We start from the raw sequence: 19,744 nt of genomic DNA on the forward strand, positions 1-19,744 counted from the left end.
ATGCTAAGTGCGATAGAAGATCGGCAGCAACAGATCGTCAATCACTTAAAGGTGAATCAATTTGCAACAGTGGCGGATTTGATTGATTTGGTTAATTACAGCGAGGCGACGGTCAAAAGAGATCTTGTTTTATTGGAAGAGAGTGGATTAATCAGGCGAACACGTGGCGGCGCGATGATTATAGACAACAAGAAAATTGATGTTCCATACTTAATGAAGGTAACACGTCTAAACGAAGAGGATAACAAACAATATATTGCCGACGTTGCAGCAACATTAGTGAAGGATGATATGGTGATTTTTGTAGATTCCAGCACGACGAGTTTGCATTTGATCAAAAATTTAAGCAAGTTTGATGGGTTGCAGGTCATTACTAATGGTGTACTAACTGCGGCGATGCTAAGTGAATTTACGACAGCTCATGTATCCGTTCTAGGAGGGTCAATCGTACCCAAACGAGCTACGATCAATGGTTCTAAAGCGTACAATGACATTCTAACCTATAATGCGGATATGGCTTTTATTGGTTGCCGAGGACTAGATTTTGATCATGGAGTGACGGAGACACATGAAGGAGAAGCATTAATCAAAAAAGCCTTCCGCCGACAAGCCAACCATGTAGTCGTGTTAGCGACAGAAGATAAGCTGGATCATAAATATATGTATCAGGCGATTGCTTGCCATGAAATCGATTATTTAATCACCGAAAAACCTGTATTAGCAGAGAAAATGGAGAAGCTGAATCATCATCATATTAAATGCTTGTATTAATTGTCTTAAAGGCGCTGAAGGAAATAACTCTTCGGTGTCTTTTTATTTTTATGAAAAAGGAATTTTGTATTCCAAGGCATTCTTGATACACTAGAATAAAAGAATAGTTCTAAAAAGCAGCGATAGTCTTGCCTGGATCAAAAAATGAGGAGGATATACGATGGAATTACAGGGTTATTGTCTTTGTGGAGAGGTGCATGTCACTATTCCTGAATTGTCTGAGGAAATCACCGTCTGTCATTGTCATATGTGTCAAAAATTCTTCGGTGGACCATTTTTGTCATTAGCGGGTGTGTTGCCAAAGGATGTTGAGATCAATGGAGAAGAACAGATTCAGCGCTATCTGTCTTCGGAATGGGCAGAACGGGGATTTTGCAAACAATGCGGCAGCAGTCTATTTTATCATAGCTTGGCAGATGACGAGTATTATTTTCCGGTAGGCTTGTTTGATGAAATCGATCAGGCGAAGCTGACGACGGAAATTTTTTATGATCAGAAGCCGACGTTCTTTCATTTTAAGGAGTCGACAGAAAAATTAACCGAGGAAGCGTTCTTACAAAAACTCTTTACAGATTCTGATTAGTTCAGTCGAGAAAAAAGCATTTTTATAATTATTCTAAATAAAGGATAGTTTTTTAGAAGAAAATTGGTGAATCGGTTTGTATTCCATTCTCATTTAGTCTAAAATATGTGAGAACGAGAAAAAATTTTGGAGGTACTTTCATGTCAGTTTTAGAAATCAAAGACTTGCACGTTGCCATTGACGATAAAGAAATTTTAAAAGGTGTAAACCTTGAGATGAAGACAGGCGAAATCCACGCCATCATGGGACCAAATGGAACTGGTAAGTCAACTTTATCCGCAGCAATCATGGGCAACCCAAACTATGAAGTGACGAAAGGCGAAATCCTTTTCGATAGAAAAAATATCTTAGACTTGGAAGTCGACGAACGCGCACGTTTAGGGTTATTCTTAGCGATGCAATATCCAAGCGAAATCCCGGGAATCAGTAATGCTGAGTTCATGCGAGCAGCGATCAACGCTCGTCGTGGAGAAGATGAAAAAATCTCTGTGATGCAATTTTTGAAAAAATTAGATAAAAAAATGGAATTGTTGAATATGCCGGAAGAAATGGCGGAACGCTATTTGAACGAAGGCTTCTCCGGCGGGGAAAAGAAACGCAATGAGATTTTACAATTATTGATGATCGAACCTACTTTTGCAATCCTAGATGAAATCGACTCAGGTCTAGATATTGATGCCTTGAAGGTCGTAGCTAAAGGGATCAATGAAATGCGCGGCGAAGAGTTTGGCGCGTTGATCATTACCCACTACCAACGTCTATTGAACTACATCGTACCTGATGTGGTGCATATTATGATGGATGGCCGAGTAGTCTTGACTGGCGATGCAGAATTAGCGAAACGTTTAGAAGCTGAAGGCTACGCAGGTATCTCTGCTGAATTAGGTATCGATTACAAAGAAGAAGTTTAGGAGGGCAAGATAGATGAAAAAATGGACAGAATATCTTGAGGCCGTCAAAGCTTTCTCAGCCGAATGGGCCGAACCTCAATGGATGACCGATCTACGGGTCAATGCGTTAACAAAAATTGATGAGCTGCCTTTACCAGTGATTGAAAAGGTAAAATTCGCTCGTTGGAACCTTTATAATGTAAAACCTGAACATCAAGAAGCAGCGGGGACAATTCCAAGCTTTGATCAAATGAAGGACAATCCTATGATCGTGCAAAGTGGGGAGACGACTGTTTTCGAACAAATCTCACCAAAGCTTGCGGATCAAGGCGTGATCTTCGCTGATTTAGTGACAGCGATGCAAGAGCATCCTGAATTAGTCAAAGAATACTACATGCAAAAAGCGGTACCGGTTGAAGAAAATTCTTTGACGGCGTTACATGCCGCTTTCATGAACAATGGGATCTTCTTATATGTACCGAAAAACGTGGTGATCGAAGAACCAATCGAAAGTCTCTTCTTGCATAACGGCGATGACGATGCGCATTTCTTCAAGCACGTCTTGATCGTGGCTGAAGACAATAGTGAGTTCTCTTACTTAGAACGTTTTGAATCACAAGGCGAGATAGCGAAGAAACTTTCTGGGAACGTAGTGGTCGAAGTGATCACGAAACCAGGTGCTCGTGTGAAATTCTCAGCGGTAGATTCAATGGGAGCAAACATCGCGACTTATATGAACCGACGCGGTTACCTAATGCGCGATTCCATGATCGATTGGGCAATCGGCATCATGAATGACGGCAATGTGATCGCAGATTTTGATTCTGATTTGGTGGGTGAAGGCTCACATTCAGAAGTGAAAATCGTGGCGATCAGCGATGGCAAACAAATTCAAGGGATCGATACTCGTGTAACCAATAAGGCCCCACATACGATCGGGCATATTTTACAACATGGCGTTATTCTTGATAAGTCCACCTTGACCTTCAACGGGATCGGGCATATCTTAAAAGGAGCGAAGGGCGCCGATGCACAACAAGAAAGTCGTGTATTGATGCTGTCTGAGAAATCTCGCGGCGATGCCAATCCGATTCTTCTGATCGATGAAAATGAAGTTACCGCCGGACACGCAGCCAGTGTTGGTCGCGTTGACCCAGATGAACTCTTCTATTTAATGAGTCGCGGACTAGAGCGCGCGGCAGCGGAGCGTTTGGTTATTCGCGGATTCTTAGGACCTGTTATTACTGCTATTCCAGTCAAAGCCACTCAAGAGCAACTGATCGATACGATCGAAGGGAAGTTGAGTAAATAATGAGGGATTTTTCTACTATTAGAAAAGATTTTCCGATTCTTTTCCAAGAAGTAAATGACGAACCATTTGTTTATTTAGACAATGCGGCGACCACGCAAAAGCCGACGCAAGTCTTGGATGTTTTGCGCCATTATTATGAACATGACAATGCCAATGTTCACCGTGGGGTGCATACGTTAGCTGAACGGGCGACAGCCGATTATGAAAATAGTCGCGAAAAAGTCCGGGCCTTTATCAATGCGAAGGAAACAGCAGAAGTCTTATTCACACGGGGAACGACCACCGGCCTGAACTGGTTGGCTCGCAGTTATGGCGATGCCTTTATTAAAGAAGGTGATGAAATCGTCATTTCTTATATGGAGCATCATTCTAATATTATTCCGTGGCAGCAATTAGTCGAACGCAAAGGAGCAGTTCTGCGTTATTTGCCATTAACGGATCAAGGCTTCATTGATATGACAGCCGCAAAAGACATCATCAACGAAAAAACAGCGATCGTTTCATTGGCCTACGTGTCAAATGTGCTGGGTGTGATTAATCCGATCAAAGAATTAGCGGAAATGGCTCATGCCAATAACGCGGTAATGATCGTGGACGGTGCGCAAGCTGCTCCACATATGGTCGTTGATGTTCAAGCACTTGATGCCGATTTCTTTGCCTTCAGCGGGCATAAGATGTGCGGACCAACGGGAATCGGTGTATTATATGGCAAACGTCAATGGTTAGAACAGATGGAACCGGTAGAATTCGGCGGCGAGATGATTGATTTTGTCAATCTGTTTGATAGTACCTGGAAAGAACTGCCATGGAAATTCGAAGCAGGCACACCGAACATCGCAGGAGCCATCGCTTTAGGCGCAGCGGTTGATTACTTGAACGAGATCGGGATGGAGAATATCCATCGCTACGAACAAGAATTGGTTGACTACGTCTTACCTAAGCTGCATGAGATCGACGGAATCACGACTTATGGACCACAAGATCCAAAACATCATACCGGTGTGATTGCCTTTAATCTGGATGGCATCCATCCTCATGATGTAGCAACTGCTTTGGATATGGAAGGGATCGCGGTGCGTGCCGGTCATCACTGTGCGCAACCGTTAATGAATTATTTGAATCTGCCAGCGACGGCGCGGGCCAGCTTCTATTTCTACAATACGAAAGAAGATGCGGACCGTTTGATCGAAGCAATTCAGGCGACGAAGGAGTTTTTCAAAGATGGCGCTAAATAAATTAGACAATTTATATCGGCAAGTGATCTTGGATCATTCCGCTCATCCTCATCATCGTGGAAAGCTAAGTGACTCTACGAAAACGATCGAGATGAACAATCCTACTTGCGGTGACGTGATCGAGCTAGAACTAATTGTCAAAGACGACGTGATCACAGATATCGCATTTTCCGGCAGCGGCTGTTCGATTTCAACCGCTAGTGCTTCTATGATGACGGACGCAGTAATCGGCAAACCAGTCTCAGAAGCAGAACATTTAGCAGTTACTTTTGCCCAAATGGTTCAAGGCAATCCGATTCCTGAAAAGGATGAAGAAGCATTGGGAGACGCAGCGATGCTTAGCGGGGTCGCAAAATTCCCAGCCCGCATCAAATGCTCGACCTTAGCGTGGAAAGCCTTAGGCAAAGCATTGACCGATGAACAAGGTAAAGCTCGGGAAGGGCAATATCATAAAGATTAGCAAGATTTAAATACATTAATACGAATAAGGATGCCAGTTCTACTTTCTGCTTTAGCAGATTTAGTAGAATGGTATACGGCATGAGAATCAAACTTATTTTTCTGAAGGGAAAATAAATACATTAATACGAATAAGGAGCGGGACTACATGAGTGTACCTGAAATGCAAGAGGAATATCAATTTGGCTTCCACGATGATATCGAACCCGTCTTTACGACTGGTGAAGGTCTATCGGAAGAAGTCATTCGCGAGATCTCCCTCGCAAAAGGAGAACCAGAATGGATGTTGGATTTCCGCTTGAAATCCTTAGAAACATTCAGAAAATTAGACATGCCCGGTTACGGACCAGATTTATCCGAACTGGATTACGATAAAATCAACTATTTCATCCGTTCCAGCGACAAACCTGCTCGTGATTGGGATGATGTACCAGAAGAAATCAAAACGACCTTTGAACGTTTAGGGATTCCAGAAGCAGAACGTGCTTATTTGGCTGGTGCCTCTGCCCAATACGAATCAGAAGTGGTGTACCACAACATGAAGGACGAGTTCACCAAATTAGGGATCGTCTTTACCGATACCGATTCAGCTTTGAAAGAGTATCCTGAGTTGTTCAAGGAATACTTCGGAACATTAGTACCGCCATCAGACAATAAGTTGGCTGCGTTAAATTCAGCAGCTTGGTCAGGCGGAACCTTTATCTATGTACCAAAAGGCGTGAAGACCGATATTCCGATCCAGTCCTACTTCCGAATCAACTCGGCGAATACCGGACAATTCGAACGGACACTGATCATCGTGGACGAAGGCGCAAGCATCAACTATGTCGAAGGCTGTACCGCACCAACGTACTCTTCTGACAGCCTGCATGCCGCAGTCGTAGAAGTTTTCGTTAAAAAAGACGGCTATTGTCGTTACACGACGATCCAAAACTGGTCAAACAATGTCTACAGTTTGGAAACAAAACGTGGACAAGCCCAAGAAAACGCGACAATGGAATGGGTCGACGGCAACTTAGGCTCAAAAGTAACCATGAAATACCCAAGTGTTTATATGGAAGGCAAAGGCGCCCGCGGTACGATGCTATCGATTGCCGTAGCCGGCAAGAACATTGTGCTAGATAATGGTGCCCGCATGATCCATAATGCACCAAACACCTCCAGCTCAATCGTTTCAAAATCCATCGCCAAAGACGGCGGAGCGGTAGACTATCGCGGAACGGTTCGCTTCGGACGAAACAGTGCTGGCTCATTCAGCCACATCGAGTGCGATACGATCATCATGGATGATCAATCAAGTTCCGATACGATCCCGTACAACGAGATATTGAATGGGAATGTCTCTTTGGAGCATGAAGCGAAGGTTTCAAAAATCTCTGAAGAACAATTGTACTATCTAATGAGTCGCGGTATTTCTGAACAAGAAGCGACGGAGATGATCGTTATGGGATTCGTTGAACCATTTACGAAGGAATTACCAATGGAATACGCTGTGGAGTTGAACCGTCTGATTCAGTATGAGATGGAAGGGTCTGTGGGGTAATACTTGTTTACTTGCTAGAAACCCTGATATATGAGGTTTCTAGCTTTTTTGTTTTACCTATTTTCTTTTGTTACACCGGAATATACACCGTCTAAAAACCTATATAATTAGCGAATTTTTCTCCTGTATCCTCAATCATTTGAGGTGTTACTTGAGCATAGATATTCATTGTAGTTTGAACATCTTTGTGACCTAAACGAGATTGCACCTCCTTAATTGACGCTCCTGCTTCGAATAGTAAACTACAGTGAGTAAAACGAAAACCATGGGGCGTTATCCGTTTTAAGTCTAACTCATTCTTTTCAGCTTTTTGATAAATCCATTTTAGCCAATCATTAACAACTTGCGGATAATAAAGCTCATTTTGCTTATTGGTAAAAATGTACTGTTCTTTACTAAAGGTATTGAAACCTAATTTTAGATACATTTCCCGTTGAGCTATTTGCCAACTCCTTAGTTTATGGATCGTGGTATCGTCAAGTTTGATTGTTCTTAATGAATTGGTTGTTTTAGGCTCCTGAATAATGATTTTACCAAACTCATCAATAGCAAGTGTTTTACCAATTGATAAGGTCTTTTTAGAAAAGTCTACATCCGTCCATTGTAGAGAAAGCACTTCAGATTTTCTCATCCCAGTAAACGCTATTACACGAAAGAAAGTTTCTAATTTGATTGTTCGCATACTTTCCAAGTGTTTAAAAAAGGTTTGTAACTCCTCTTTGGTATAAAACTTGATGGGTTGTTCAACTTCTTTTTTTCTTGGCGTGATAATTTTTTGCATGGGATTCGATTTCATGACCTCGATAGCTACACCAAATTTCATGATTTTTTGAGCTTCTTTTTTTAGGTAACCATACTGCTTGTACTTTGAGTGCCATCCATTAACGACTTTTTGACAATAAGAAATTGTGATTTTATCTACTTTCATTTTACCAAAAGCTGGTAGAACGTGAAGTTCGCAGTATCTTCTTGCCGTTGCTACCGAAGATGGTTTTACAGATAAGCGATATTGTTCCAGCCACAAATCATATAATTCTTGAAATGTCATAGACTGTCTATGTTGCAACCCATTTTCGTCAAACTCTACCTGTAAGCGACTTAATTCTTTTTGAGCTGCCTTCTTTGTTTTAAAACCTCTACGAGTAATTCTAACCTCTCCGCCAACATCATTTTGGCCAAGATATGCTCTTAGTTCCCAAAATTTACCTTTCTTAGTTTCATATTCACGAAACATAGCCATTTTTTTCTCTCCTTTTTGTATGGGGCACATAGGAAAAGAAATTAAACCTCATTAGATTGTTAAAGGTATAGTTTTTTTCAAAATATTAATGGAAAATCTATGCTTTTTGTGTTGCTTATAATCTATTATAGATACTCTTTCTATCTATAGGTAGAGGACGAAAGTAGCTGCTATAGTTTTTCTCTATTTTCTAAAATGAACTTTAATTGATGATAGGTTTCATCAATTTTGTCAAAAGGAACCTTTTCAACTGCAGTGGAAGTAAGCACGTTGTACTTGTCATCAAATACTGGATCACCTTCATTGTATTCAACTTTTGGAAAACAGAACTGTTCAATGTATTGGATTTGTTTGACAAGTGAATCCATCGAATCAAACGGAAGTGATTCAAATAACGGGTCAAGAAATACAAAATTACCTTGTTCATCTACAAGAGCTGCACCTTCTTTATCAGTTGCGTGTGGACGGTTGAAGAAGAAGTGTTCAATGTATTTAATATTACTTGACAGTTTATTTACAGATTCACCAATATCTTTCAGGGTCCTTTCTGCTTGGAAGATTTGTCGGACTCTTTCATCATATTCATCAATTCTGTCTAGTACGACAGGTACATCAGAAACGGCTATTTCTTTTAGTGTGCCAAATAATTGGATGGGGGAAGCATTCAAAACCGATGCAATACGTTCCAAGGTTTCAAAGGTTGGGTATCTATTTCCCCGTTCAATATTTGAGATTGATTGTTTTTTCATTCCTAGTTTATCTGCTAATTCTTCTTGTGACAATCCTCGATCTTTTCTAAGTCTCGTCACGTTTGCTCCAAAATTTTCTATCATTACGTTCACCTCTTCTTTTATCATAGACTCTTTCTTCAAGTAAATCAACCTTCGAAGTATTCTTTTTGGTTTTAAAAGATTCACAAAAAAATCATTGACATCTTTTTAGAATCAAAGTATTGTATGTTTAAAGAAGTTTTATATACCTTATAAGATCGTTAGTATTCAATAAAGGAGGGGTGAGATGGCAACAATTGATGAAATGTTGATAGAGTGGCAGAAAGAGAATTTCAATGAAGTTTATCATACAATAAAAAAAGCATTGAAAGAAGCAAAAGAGGAACGAGATGTCGTGAAACAAAAATATTGTGCGAATCATTTTGGAGTAAGTGTGAATACATTGAAGTCGTGGGTTCAGTTTGGCTGTCCTGAAATTCGATTGGATACAGGGATGGTTCTTTATAGTAAGCAAGCAGTTAGGGAATGGCTTTTGCATTATCAAAACTAAATAAGTATGGGGCACAAGGGAAAGAATCAGGAAGTAGTAGTAATTGCTGCAGGAATGTACACTGTTGAGCGTGGTGTGTGCACATGTCACGGCGGAGCCAGGGACATTTACCCCCCAATATCTAATAGGGGGGGGAGAAATAAAATAACGAAAAAGAAAAAGTGAGATTAAGGTTGATATAGCAGCATCCATCGAAGATGGTGTTTTGTGCGAGTTTTATACTTTTTGAAGTCGCACAAAACTGAAAAGCTAGTTGTGTCAAGGTGAGAACATAGTTGACGATTCATCTACTAAAATCAAAATTCGTTATTTAAAAGTAGGAGTGAGAAAATCGAGTCCAAAAGAATTGAGAAATTATCGGTACAAATTTGGGTTGCACAATACTAAGACAGAGAAGATAAAACCTGTCTCGCAACGAAGGTTTGCGGAAATTGTGGGCGTTTCTTTGTCCTACTACCAAAAGATGGAACAAGGAAAACGTCCCATTCCAGAGGAGATACAAGAGCGGCTAGAAGAATATTTCCGCATTTATCTTAAACATGGTATGGATATGCGGGTCATGATTGATTATTTACGCTTGTCCTTTTTCGGAGTTGATCCAAAAGAGGTTATTCGAACGATTCTTGGAATGAACGAACTCGAATTTGAGACACGATCCACAGGGTTATATCTATTTGATCAAGTCTCTGTACGAGGCAACATTTGGGTTTTCTGGCATACAAAAGAATCCACGAAAAATGTGTTGGTTCAATTTTCGGGGCAAGGCTGTCGAGAGTATGAGGAATTGTTGAAGGAACGGCATACAAATTGGCAGGATTTCTTACTTCGTATATGGCAGAAACAAGGAATGACGGAAAGTTGTTACGATCGTGTACAATGCAGCCGAATCGATATCGCGATTGATGAATTATGGCTGCGTGAAGATGAAGAACATTTTGATCTATTTTCCATTTTAGAAAAGAAAACAAAAGGCCTATTGGAAGATCGTTTTAAATTATTTGAAAATTATGGTGGCTATGTGACGGAATCGGATGTTGTTAGAAATAAAGGCTTGTCTTTATATTTTGGCTCTCGAAAATCACCGCTATACTTTAATTTTTATGAGAAGCGCCATGAAATAGCGAATCGAGAGAAAATGTCTGAGGAGGAGGCATTACTGAATTATGGTATTTTTAATCGGTATGAAATTCGTTGTGCAGCGGAACGAGCCATGGATGTGATCAGTCAATTTATTACTGGAACGGATTTAGGGGTGATCGGTGCTGGAATCATTAACTCGAGAATTACCGTGTACGATTTATTGGATTCAGAAGCGAAAATTGTAAATAAGCAGTGGGCCCAAATGTTTCGAACCGCACGAGAATTAAATTTTACAATGAAAGCAGAAAAGTTCTCATTGGAGCGGGCCGAACGTTGGTTTGAAGGACAAGTCGCACCAACGCTGAAACTATTAAAACTGGTGGATCAATTAACGGGCCGTGATTTTGTGGAGGCAACCATTGAAAAAGTAGAACTAAGCGCGGATCAAGAAAATTATCTGGCTTGGTTTCAATCATCAGGAGGCGATCAAGTTGGAGGATAAAAACAAGAGTGTTTATTCAGGAATAGAAAATTATCAGAAGAAAATCAAAGCAATTGAGCAGCGAATGATTGCTTTGACTGCGTTTAATTATTCGCTGGATTTAGTCGAACGAATGCTTGAGCGTAGAGACTATGAAGGCGACTCCACATGGGATGAAATCGCGCGATTGATGGAAGTCCGGAAGGACTGTGAAGAGGACTTAGAAGAACTGCGTTGGCAGGTCGCTCCAAGCGACTTGAGTCAAATAGAATTCTATGCGTTCAGTATTCCTAAATCTGCATTAATCGCAGTAAAGATGGGCGTAAAACCATTGCGAGTGTATTCGAATTGTGTAACAGAGATTTACCATCAGCGTGTGTGTTATGAAAAGTGTTCGTTGATGGAAGTCGAACACGTTTTAAGAGAAGGACGTTGTGAGAGAACCGAACAGAAATTAACAGAACAACAGATTCAAGCCGAATTGGTTGATCTAGGAAAACATGGTAATGACCGTTTTTATCAAGGATCGGTGTTGTTGATAGAAAATTATCTTGTGTAAGAAAGATCAAGATGGGAGGAAATAGGATGGATGCACAAATCTATATTGCCAATCTTTCTAAATATGTTGGTGGAAGGATTCAAGACGGCTGGTTTGATTTACTAGTGGAATATTCTGAAATTGTAAATAACATTACAACGAACACTCGTATAATAAAAGTTTCTTCTTTCGATGAGAAGCATAAGCAGCAGAGTTACGGATCATTTGATAGCGCACTGTAGCGATAATTTTCTGAAATGTTCGATCTGCTCGCAACGCCTCTGATACTAAACGGTTTATCATGGGCATTGTGAAAAAGAGTTTTTTTTAATTTTTGACGCATTGTCAACGTAAAAGCAAGTGCAATTGGTTCGATACTCTTTCTGTCCAAGACGTTCAATAGCCCCTTCACGAATGTTGAAAAATAGCGAGATTGAGAATCGTTAGTGAAGCATTCAGTGCAAGTGGAGATGTATTGATTGAGTGAGTGATGTAAATCATCTGTTGTAAGTTTGTCTAGACCAAGCGTATCCATCATTTGAACGGTATAGCATTCTTTTTTCAGATCGGCCCCTTCATTTGAAAGATGCCACATTTAATGTGTTCGTTGTAGTGATAATGTCTACTGAATAATTACCAAATATTCGGAAAACGCAAAATCCGATGACTTTGACCATGTTTTTCTGAAACTCAAAGACCAATTGAAAATTTGGCGTAAAAAATCTGCCGTCAATTTTGACAGATTCATGGCGATCACGCTCAGAGCGATACTGGTAAGCGTCGTATCCTTGCGTTTTGTTCGGACTAATCTCGCACTAAAACAGCGTTTCAATAGACTGAAGCCGCGTTCCACTTCTACTCTGTCCGCGTTGTCTTGGGGTTCGATGGTTTTATCTCGACTCGCATTTTTCTTTGGACGCCCTAAAGTTGGTTCAGAAAGCCGGATCTCTCGATGGTTACGTCTCTTTTTTTCAAAGCAAATGAAGATCAAGAATAAAATTGTCATGAATGTTACTGTTGAAAATGATAAGATATTTTAGAAAAGTAATATTATAATAAAAGGATAAGTAAAATGAGGTGAATGGAAAGTTGATATAAAGAATAAAAAACGTTCTTTTCGTTTGGGATATAACAAAAATCACACATGATATGTGCAGGTATATAACATAAAGTTATTTTTCTAAAACAGAAAAGATGCTTTTATTTTTGTAGTTTAGCTTTTAAAAACACTATTTACCTGCATGAATCTTACTTGGTCTTATAAAAAACTAGAAACAAACAAGACTCTTCAAAAATATAATAACTAATATATGACATATAAGAGCAATTCATAAGATGATTATATATTATCTGTTATTAGTAAGCAACACAAATCACAAAAATAATTATTTTTTTCAATAGTAGAAGTGAGGATGGGAGAATAGCCCCCTCCTATCTCTAGCTTTTCAACTAAAAAGACTAATGAAACAGAAAAATATACACCGTCAGTTACGCCGTCAAAAAATAGGAGGAATGCTCATATGCGCAAAGGTGAAAATATTTATCTTCGGAAAGATGGTCGTTGGGAAGGCCGATTTCCGAAAGGGAGAAAAACAAGTGGACAAATCAAGTATGGATATGTCTATGGGAAGAGTTATACAGAAGTAAGACAAAGAATTTATCCGCTTCGAATTCATTACCAATCCTTACAAAAAATTCAAGGTTCCTTGGTGGAATATTTTGAAAAATGGGCAGAGAGATGGCTTGATGAAATTCAGGACGAGGTCAAGTCATCAACACTTTCCAGTTACCGTTATAAGTTAACAAAATATGTTTTCCCGATGATTGGAAAAGTTGCTTTAAATGAATTGTCGATTGATTCAGGAAAAATTCTCTTGAAAAGACTGCAGGAGACTTTATCCTGTTCAACCATTCAAGTGGTTTTCAGAATATTGAATAAATGTTTGAATCACGCTAAGAAAACAGGGAAGATTCATTCGAATCCCCTTTTAGAGTTGGGAATTCCAAAAGCGAAACAAACCAAAGTACGGGCCTTGACCCGCGCAGAACAAAAGAAAGTGATGGCTATTGCACTTAACGAGAAAAAGGGCTATGGGGTTCCCTCGCTACTCGCTCTCTATTCGGGGTTGCGAATAGGGGAAGTTGCGGCACTCAAATGGACGGATATTGATTTTGATGCCAATTTGATTCATGTGGTTCACACGTACCAAAGAATTCCAACCAACAGTCCGATTAAAAAAACACAATTGATTTTAGCAGACTCAAAAACGGAAGCTTCTGGACGGATAATTCCTATGAGTAAGACATTGAAGAAACTATTACTGACGCATCGGAAGCAATCAAAAGGCCACTTTGTCTTTTCCACCAATGGTCACCCCTGTGAACCGCGGTTACTTACTTATCATTTTCACCGTATTCGTGAAAAAGCGGAGCTTCTTCATATCCATTTTCATCAATTGCGGCACACATTTGCAACTCGCTGTTTGGAAATAAAAGAAGATATTTCCTCTGTGAGTGCCCTTCTTGGTCATGCCTCTACGCAGATGACGTTGGATACCTATGTGGATGCTATGCTAGAACAACGGTTTTCAGTAATTAACGAATTGGACAGTTTTTTAAGAAAAAATATTTTGTAAAATTAAAAAAAATAGGCTCTTTTTTCGGGGTATTCTTTTTTCAAAAATGAAGAAAGCGCTTACCCAGAGCCGTGAATGAACACACCATCATGAATCCTTCGGTTTATTCAATTTCTTTTCCAAAATAGATTGATGATCCAAAGCATTCTATAATAAGCCGTCATTCATCGTCAAGAATAGATGATAGAGCCCTATTCAAAAGGAGTGATAATGTGTTTCTAGTTTTTTATAAGACTAAGAAGAAAAAAGTGTAATAATTAGAGTTTTTGACAAAAATGATGAACTTTATCAAGCTTTTGAAAGGGGGAATGTTTATCGAAGGACAGACATACTATTTTTTCATTAATTTCCAATATAGAACTGGAAGGGGCTGTTCTCCATTTGTGTATTGGAGTGTATTGGAAAAAATTAGCAATTAGGAAATCGATAATCCTTCTTTCTAATTCTTTATTTTAGCTAATTTAAGAGTAAAAAACAAAAAAGTAAGGGAGATAATTATGAAGAGCAAAAGAAAATGGATAAGTAAAACAGCAATGATGTTAGGGGTATTAACAATGATAGGAGCAGCAGGTGCTGGTTCTACGGCAGTTTTTGCGGCACCACCTACACAGAATATTAGTGGGAATGCGGTATCAGACAATACATCTGATCGTTCAATTACTATTTGGAAATACGAAATTAATAGTGCCTCTGAATTAGGTGAGCGAGGCGATGGGGAATCATTAGATCCATCTGTGGCACCTGATTTAGTTGGAAAAAAAGTCATGAAGGATGTTAATTTTGAAATTATCCGAGTGAAGCCTAAAGGAAATGCGTCCTTGACAGACCCGTTAAAACAAGTCGAAGGTACAGATTGGGAAGTCGATGCAACATTCACTAGATTGACTGGCAAAACTGATTCTGACGGTAAATTGACCTTTGATGTAGGCACAGGTAAAACAGCGGATGGGATATACTTAGTTCGAGAAATCAAAGATTCTGTGTCTGGTGATTATACGTATACAGATCCTACGACGGGTGAAACAGAATTGAAAATCAGCAAACCAATGGATCCATTCTTTGTTCACCTGCCACAAACAAAACGAGATGATACTGGCAAATTGATTTATGATGTCCATGTGTATCCTAAGAATATCGTGACAGATACAGAATTAAATAAGACTGTTGAAGGTGGTAAAGGGTACTCAATCAAAGCGGGAAATGACTTCCAATGGGAAGCGACAACGAAACTTCCATCAGGGCTGTACAGTGAGATCGACAAAGAAATGACGATTACTAATTGGTTAGATCCGGCAGATGGGACCATCAAAGATTTGGTGATCGGAGCAGGTGACTTGCCATTTGATTTATTCGCCAATTACTTCAGAGTAAGCGATAGCATCGATGAAAACCTGAAATTACAAGATGTAGAAGTTTACGTGTTAGACAAAAATGGTGATCCTGTCCAATTAACAAATGGGACAGAATATGAAGTAACACTAGGTGGCACGAAAATTGTTGCACCAAGTAAAGTAGAAGATTTAACGTTGGGTGCTAAAAAAGAAGTTGTAGTTAGTTTAACGCAAGCTGGAATGAAAAAAGTGACTGTTGATGAAGACACACACTTGCAAGTTGTGTATAAAGTAACAACGGACAAAGATTTTAACGGTATAATCGCCAATAAATTTGGCATCGAATATTTGCTTCCTGGACAAGAACCAGTTACAGAAGAAAGTGAAGAAAATCCAGAGTACTATGATGGTGGATTTGACATTGAAAAGACAGATGAAGGTTCAACAGCGTTGGATGGTGCAGAATTTCATATTGCGACCAGTGAAGCAGATGCGAATGCGAAGAAATTCTTAGCCTCTGATGGCAATTCTTATACCTTGAATGACGATGGGACAAGTACACCGGCATTGCCAAGCGGCGTTACTTACCTAAAAGCAACTTCTCTTAGCGGAAAAGCAGAATTCAATGGGTTAGCATTGGATTGGTTTACTGATGATGATGGGGATGGGAAACAAGATCCAACGAATCCAGTTGAAGCAACATGGCCTAAAGCAAATATCAAAAAAGATTATTGGGTAGTGGAAACGAAAGCACCTTCTGGCTATGAATTGATTAAAGACCCACAAAAAGTAACGGTAACTTTGGATACAGCAAGTGATGCAGCTGTAGAACTAACCGTAATCAACAAGAAGAAAACGGACTTACCATTTACCGGTGGCGCTGGTACAACATTGATGATTGTGATTGCTTTAGGAGCTATTACAATTGGTACAGCAACAATGGCGATTGAAAAAAAACGTCGTCAAGTGTAGGGGATAACTAGCGCATGACATACGTTGTACTGCAAGCTGCTTACGAAGGATTGTCTTAAAAAGACATCCTTCGTATCAATCTGTTAGACAAAATATATGTTTAACGGGGCTGATAGATTGTCTCTTAAGAAGACAATGGAAAGGAAAGGAAGACGATGACAAAACCGATTCAAATAAAACGCATGGTCCCCCTCCTTCTTCCTGTTGTGTTGATAATAGGAGTTCTTTTCTTCTATTACCATGGAAAAGCACTAAAAGCATCAGCACCTGACTCGTTAGTCAGTGTAACAGTGAAAAATAAAGCAGTTCCCAATGATTCTTTAGAGACTGATAAAGAAACTGTCGAGCTTTCTTTTAAGGCAAAAGATACAGATATTTTTGAATTATCGTATGATGATACCGTTTCTATTGTTCCTTTAAATGAAGAAGGACAAGACATCGCGTACCCTCAATTGGATTCTTCAGATTTTAAAAAAAGTCAAGCTTTGGGGCTGTTTGAAAAACGTTTGGAGACAGTAAAAACGAGCGAACAAGAATCAAGTAAAGAACTGATGGTTAGTGAAGGTCGTGAACGATTTCCTTATTACCAAGTACATAAAAGCGAAAGTAAAGGGAGTTTCTATTTTGAATTAGAAAAAAATCAAGTTCAACACCTTCGTATCACACGATTGACAAGAAAAGAACAAACCGTGACCATAAAATCATTAAAAGACAACAATAAAACGCAACCAATTGTTCTATTTAAGACAACAGAACAATTGGATCAAGCTCAAACAAAAATTCCAGAAATAATTGAGCCAGTTGAGAATGAAAGACAAGAAGAATTCGTAGAACCAACAAATAGTGGAAGTGATAATACTGAAGGTCAGATAAACAAGTCACCAAAATCTGAAAATGAAGATGTCAAAGAAGAAAGAACAGCAGATTCTGCGGCTGAGGAGAAAACAATTGACTCACGAGCAGTTAGTGGAACTACACCATTTCGAGTAAGCATTGATGTTGGACGAACGACCGGGGTGGCGCCATTTGATACTACTAAGGCACCCGGTTACGATAGAAGTGCAGATGATGAGTTTGTTCGAACATGGGATATTGCCAGTTATCGTGTCAACATCGGGATAAGTAATATGGATGCAAAATATACGTCATTGCGTATTCGATTAGACACGGAATTACAAGGTGCTTGGAGAAAGGATTCTGGGGGACAAATTCGAGAAACGGCGAGTTTGTCAAATGGGACTTTAACTAACACACCAAATGGCGAAAAGAAGTCTACTCGAAGTAGTTGGCTAACTCTGAATAAAGCGACTGGTCAAGCCTATTTTACAGAGAATATAGAAACATTTGGAGGCGTGAATGGAGATTTATTGACTCCGAAGTTTACGATCACTATTGAGAGCGCTACGACAACAACAGGAAACATAGAAACGATTGAGCAAGTAATCAATGAGAGTATTGAGCCGCATCTAAAAGATGAAATTTTTATTAGTGCGAAACCATTTGTAGATGTAAAAATGGCTTGGGCTCCAAATGGTATGACAACTTTTGATAATTTATCAAGCTCTACTGATCATCCATATACTATGGTTAGTAACGTAGCCGCATATGTTCAATTACGGCCACTTCCTGGAAGAGCTGACATTAGTTCGCTTAAGGGTTCGACCTACCCAGTTGGCGGGGTTCAATATGATATTCATCAAAAGCTTATATATTCTGAAGATAATAGTTCTGTACAAAAAGAGTTACAAATAGGGACCGATACTAGAGGGATGCAGGCCATTATGTATGACGGTCTCTACCGTAGAGATCAATGGTCAACCAATAAAAAAGTTACTGCGGAATATGCTCACTATGAATCGACGCTTAAAGAGCTATCTCGAAATGGAATGGCAGCGCCAGCGGGATATACAAGAAGTAAATATCCACCATCTCAAACTACAGATATTCACATCGGGATCTATGATACTGGAAATCCTAAGGCCGCTAATCGAACATTGGATAATTCTATTCGTATTGAAAATCAAGATTATACACCGATTAGTGTTGGACGCAATAAATGGTTTGTTAATGGGGGAAAGATGGCAACTAATGCAGAACCATTTTCTGTTATAAATATGGCTATGACTTTCCCTTATGAATATTTAGAAAAACAAGTCGGAATTGATGCAAACATTGACTATCAATTAACTGTATCAAAAATAGAATATGAAGGTGTGGAACAGGATGTAAATTCCAAAATCAGTATGGCTTGGGATAAAAAATGGCCAGGTACCATAAAGACTTATAGTAATTTTATGGATGCAAATAGAAAAGGTTATAGTAGTAATATTGATACTAACTATTATAAAAGCGCAGGTGATGGAATTGTAGCGAGGGGCGAAAGAATATATTTTAGAAGTTCAACATCTTCTTCAAATTCAAGAACAGAGGACGTTGTTCAGTATTCACGGTGGAATGCGAATAGTTTTGGTTATGATTCATCAAGATCAATTATTCAGACCCATACTTCTTTGGATAGAAAAGCAATATATTTTGGAGTAGGGAATAATATTCCGGACACTTCATTAAGAGAACAAGAAGAGATAGAGAAATCTTATACATGGTATTCAAGTGCTAAAGAAGCTGAGAGTAAGGGTACTATAGCAGCTATAAAAACTGTGACTCACAATACATCTGTATCTGGGGTAAATACTGTAAGAGTTTTTATACCGTTAAAAGTTATTGGAACCGTGACAGAGAAAGATAAAGATGGAAATGGAAATATAGCATTAACAAATGGATTTTTATTAGACAATAAGAATGAAAGTGTTCTTTTTTCGCCACCAAAGGGTAGGAATGATTATGTTCATACAAGTTATAATGATAAAGGGACAATTACAAAAATTCATAATCCATCTGGGGAATATGGAGATACCCTTTATATTGCGCCAATGACAATCCGCCCAACCATTACTACCGATAAGGCAACATATTCTCCAAGTGAAAATATTGAGTGGAGTGTTGACGGAAAGGTAGAAAGTATTTCTAGCCAAAATCACAAGGTTCAATTGATAGCTACGATTCCAAAGGAAACCCAATATGATCCAGGAACGTCAAAAGATTATCAAGGAAATCCATTGCAAGACCCAGTTATTATTGAAAATGACGATGGTTCTTATGCATTGAAGTGGGTTCTGGATTATACAGCAGAAGGTAGTACGTATAATCCTAAAGTTAGTTTTGAAACACATATCCTTTCTTCGAAATTAGAATTTGTCAATAATGTGGTAGAACTGAATGCTAAAGTTGTTGCAGAAGTATGGTTGGAAAATGACGAAACATACAGTGATATATCAAATGAAACATTGAGAACAAGTACTACTGGAGTTATTATATCGAATAATGGTGTAATG

The 19,744-nt window shown here is 39.1% G+C and carries 17 protein-coding genes; 14 read left to right on the forward strand and 3 right to left on the reverse strand.

The genetic code is table 11. From position 1 onward, the window contains the following. The 7 genes from IGI52_RS19910 to sufB all read left to right on the forward strand — a co-directional run bounded on the left by IGI52_RS19910 (nt 1) and on the right by sufB (nt 6,793). Nucleotides 1–771, forward strand: a complete 771-nt coding sequence (locus tag IGI52_RS19910; protein WP_102872497.1) for a DeoR/GlpR family DNA-binding transcription regulator — start codon at nt 1–3, stop codon at nt 769–771. 160 nt (nt 772–931) lie between these two features. Continuing rightward, the gene (locus tag IGI52_RS19915) at nt 932–1,354 is read left to right on the forward strand and encodes a GFA family protein (RefSeq protein WP_438782190.1); all 423 of its coding nucleotides are present in this window, start codon (nt 932–934) and stop codon (nt 1,352–1,354) included. A gap of 140 nt (nt 1,355–1,494) precedes the next feature. After that, the gene (sufC, locus tag IGI52_RS19920) at nt 1,495–2,265 is read left to right on the forward strand and encodes a Fe-S cluster assembly ATPase SufC (protein WP_438782191.1); all 771 of its coding nucleotides are present in this window, start codon (nt 1,495–1,497) and stop codon (nt 2,263–2,265) included. Nucleotides 2,266–2,278: 13 nt separating this feature from the next. Continuing rightward, a complete protein-coding gene (sufD, locus tag IGI52_RS19925; RefSeq protein ID WP_438782192.1) occupies nt 2,279–3,556 on the forward strand; it encodes a Fe-S cluster assembly protein SufD in 1,278 nt (425 codons plus the stop codon). Next, a complete protein-coding gene (locus IGI52_RS19930) occupies nt 3,556–4,791 on the forward strand; it encodes a cysteine desulfurase (RefSeq protein WP_438782193.1) in 1,236 nt (411 codons plus the stop codon). The genes sufD and IGI52_RS19930 overlap by 1 nt, the downstream gene beginning before the upstream one ends. Further along, complete coding sequence (gene sufU, locus IGI52_RS19935; RefSeq protein WP_438782194.1) at nt 4,778–5,251, forward strand: Fe-S cluster assembly sulfur transfer protein SufU; 474 nt, start codon at nt 4,778–4,780, stop codon at nt 5,249–5,251. Before IGI52_RS19930 ends, sufU begins: the two co-directional genes overlap by 14 nt. A 147-nt stretch (nt 5,252–5,398) precedes the next feature. Next, a complete protein-coding gene (gene sufB / locus IGI52_RS19940; protein ID WP_438782195.1) occupies nt 5,399–6,793 on the forward strand; it encodes a Fe-S cluster assembly protein SufB in 1,395 nt (464 codons plus the stop codon). 91 nt (nt 6,794–6,884) lie between these two features. On the opposite strand, the gene IGI52_RS19945 is transcribed toward sufB, so the two are convergent. Next, the gene (locus tag IGI52_RS19945) at nt 6,885–8,033 is read right to left on the reverse strand and encodes a tyrosine-type recombinase/integrase (RefSeq protein WP_438782196.1); all 1,149 of its coding nucleotides are present in this window, start codon (nt 8,031–8,033) and stop codon (nt 6,885–6,887) included. Between the two features lie 170 nt (nt 8,034–8,203). Further along, a complete protein-coding gene (locus IGI52_RS19950) occupies nt 8,204–8,890 on the reverse strand; it encodes a helix-turn-helix domain-containing protein (RefSeq protein WP_438782197.1) in 687 nt (228 codons plus the stop codon). A 160-nt stretch (nt 8,891–9,050) separates the two neighbouring features. Here IGI52_RS19950 and IGI52_RS19955 point away from each other — a divergent pair, with 160 nt between their 5' ends. From IGI52_RS19955 to IGI52_RS19970, 4 genes are all read left to right on the forward strand, one after another. Continuing rightward, nucleotides 9,051–9,314 (forward strand): DNA-binding protein, encoded by a 264-nt coding sequence (locus IGI52_RS19955; RefSeq protein ID WP_438782198.1) that lies wholly within the window; start codon nt 9,051–9,053, stop codon nt 9,312–9,314. Between the two features lie 322 nt (nt 9,315–9,636). Continuing rightward, the gene (locus IGI52_RS19960; RefSeq protein ID WP_438782199.1) at nt 9,637–10,896 is read left to right on the forward strand and encodes a replication initiation factor domain-containing protein; all 1,260 of its coding nucleotides are present in this window, start codon (nt 9,637–9,639) and stop codon (nt 10,894–10,896) included. Then, nucleotides 10,886–11,434, forward strand: a complete 549-nt coding sequence (locus IGI52_RS19965) for a hypothetical protein (protein WP_438782200.1) — start codon at nt 10,886–10,888, stop codon at nt 11,432–11,434. Before IGI52_RS19960 ends, IGI52_RS19965 begins: the two co-directional genes overlap by 11 nt. Nucleotides 11,435–11,460: 26 nt before the next feature. After that, nucleotides 11,461–11,655, forward strand: a complete 195-nt coding sequence (locus tag IGI52_RS19970; RefSeq protein ID WP_438782201.1) for a hypothetical protein — start codon at nt 11,461–11,463, stop codon at nt 11,653–11,655. 380 nt (nt 11,656–12,035) lie between these two features. On the opposite strand, the gene IGI52_RS19975 is transcribed toward IGI52_RS19970, so the two are convergent. Continuing rightward, on the reverse strand, nt 12,036–12,419 hold the full coding sequence (locus IGI52_RS19975) for a transposase (RefSeq protein WP_438781654.1): 384 nt from the start codon (nt 12,417–12,419) through the stop codon (nt 12,036–12,038). A gap of 514 nt (nt 12,420–12,933) precedes the next feature. On the opposite strand from IGI52_RS19975, the gene IGI52_RS19980 reads away from it, so the two are divergent. The 3 genes from IGI52_RS19980 to IGI52_RS19990 form a co-directional block, all read left to right on the forward strand. Further along, nucleotides 12,934–14,049 carry a tyrosine-type recombinase/integrase gene (locus tag IGI52_RS19980; RefSeq protein ID WP_438782202.1) on the forward strand — a complete coding sequence of 372 codons (1,116 nt, stop codon included), beginning with the start codon at nt 12,934–12,936 and terminating at the stop codon, nt 14,047–14,049. 497 nt (nt 14,050–14,546) lie between these two features. Continuing rightward, nucleotides 14,547–16,352, forward strand: a complete 1,806-nt coding sequence (locus IGI52_RS19985) for a SpaH/EbpB family LPXTG-anchored major pilin (RefSeq protein WP_438781656.1) — start codon at nt 14,547–14,549, stop codon at nt 16,350–16,352. 155 nt (nt 16,353–16,507) lie between these two features. Further along, a partial coding sequence (locus IGI52_RS19990; RefSeq protein ID WP_438782203.1) for a hypothetical protein occupies nt 16,508–19,744 on the forward strand: 3,237 nt, incomplete at its 3' end.

It is taken from the genome of Enterococcus sp. DIV0187 (assembly GCF_051713785.1).
Classification (GTDB): Bacteria; Bacillota; Bacilli; order Lactobacillales; family Enterococcaceae; genus Enterococcus_A; species Enterococcus_A avium.

What these genes read in the sequence shown, in the direction of transcription:
- IGI52_RS19945 (WP_438782196.1), bottom strand. Translation starts at nt 8,033, where the DNA reads ATGGCTATGTTTCGTGAATATGAAACTAAGAAAGGTAAATTTTGGGAA.
- IGI52_RS19950 (WP_438782197.1), bottom strand. Translation starts at nt 8,890, where the DNA reads ATGATAAAAGAAGAGGTGAACGTAATGATAGAAAATTTTGGAGCAAAC.
- IGI52_RS19955 (WP_438782198.1), top strand. Translation starts at nt 9,051, where the DNA reads ATGGCAACAATTGATGAAATGTTGATAGAGTGGCAGAAAGAGAATTTC.
- sufB (WP_438782195.1), top strand. Translation starts at nt 5,399, where the DNA reads ATGAGTGTACCTGAAATGCAAGAGGAATATCAATTTGGCTTCCACGAT.
- IGI52_RS19930 (WP_438782193.1), top strand. Translation starts at nt 3,556, where the DNA reads ATGAGGGATTTTTCTACTATTAGAAAAGATTTTCCGATTCTTTTCCAA.
- IGI52_RS19985 (WP_438781656.1), top strand. Translation starts at nt 14,547, where the DNA reads ATGAAGAGCAAAAGAAAATGGATAAGTAAAACAGCAATGATGTTAGGG.
- IGI52_RS19975 (WP_438781654.1), bottom strand. Translation starts at nt 12,419, where the DNA reads ATGACAATTTTATTCTTGATCTTCATTTGCTTTGAAAAAAAGAGACGT.
- IGI52_RS19980 (WP_438782202.1), top strand. Translation starts at nt 12,934, where the DNA reads ATGCGCAAAGGTGAAAATATTTATCTTCGGAAAGATGGTCGTTGGGAA.
- IGI52_RS19970 (WP_438782201.1), top strand. Translation starts at nt 11,461, where the DNA reads ATGGATGCACAAATCTATATTGCCAATCTTTCTAAATATGTTGGTGGA.
- IGI52_RS19915 (WP_438782190.1), top strand. Translation starts at nt 932, where the DNA reads ATGGAATTACAGGGTTATTGTCTTTGTGGAGAGGTGCATGTCACTATT.
- IGI52_RS19910 (WP_102872497.1), top strand. Translation starts at nt 1, where the DNA reads ATGCTAAGTGCGATAGAAGATCGGCAGCAACAGATCGTCAATCACTTA.
- sufU (WP_438782194.1), top strand. Translation starts at nt 4,778, where the DNA reads ATGGCGCTAAATAAATTAGACAATTTATATCGGCAAGTGATCTTGGAT.
- sufC (WP_438782191.1), top strand. Translation starts at nt 1,495, where the DNA reads ATGTCAGTTTTAGAAATCAAAGACTTGCACGTTGCCATTGACGATAAA.
- sufD (WP_438782192.1), top strand. Translation starts at nt 2,279, where the DNA reads ATGAAAAAATGGACAGAATATCTTGAGGCCGTCAAAGCTTTCTCAGCC.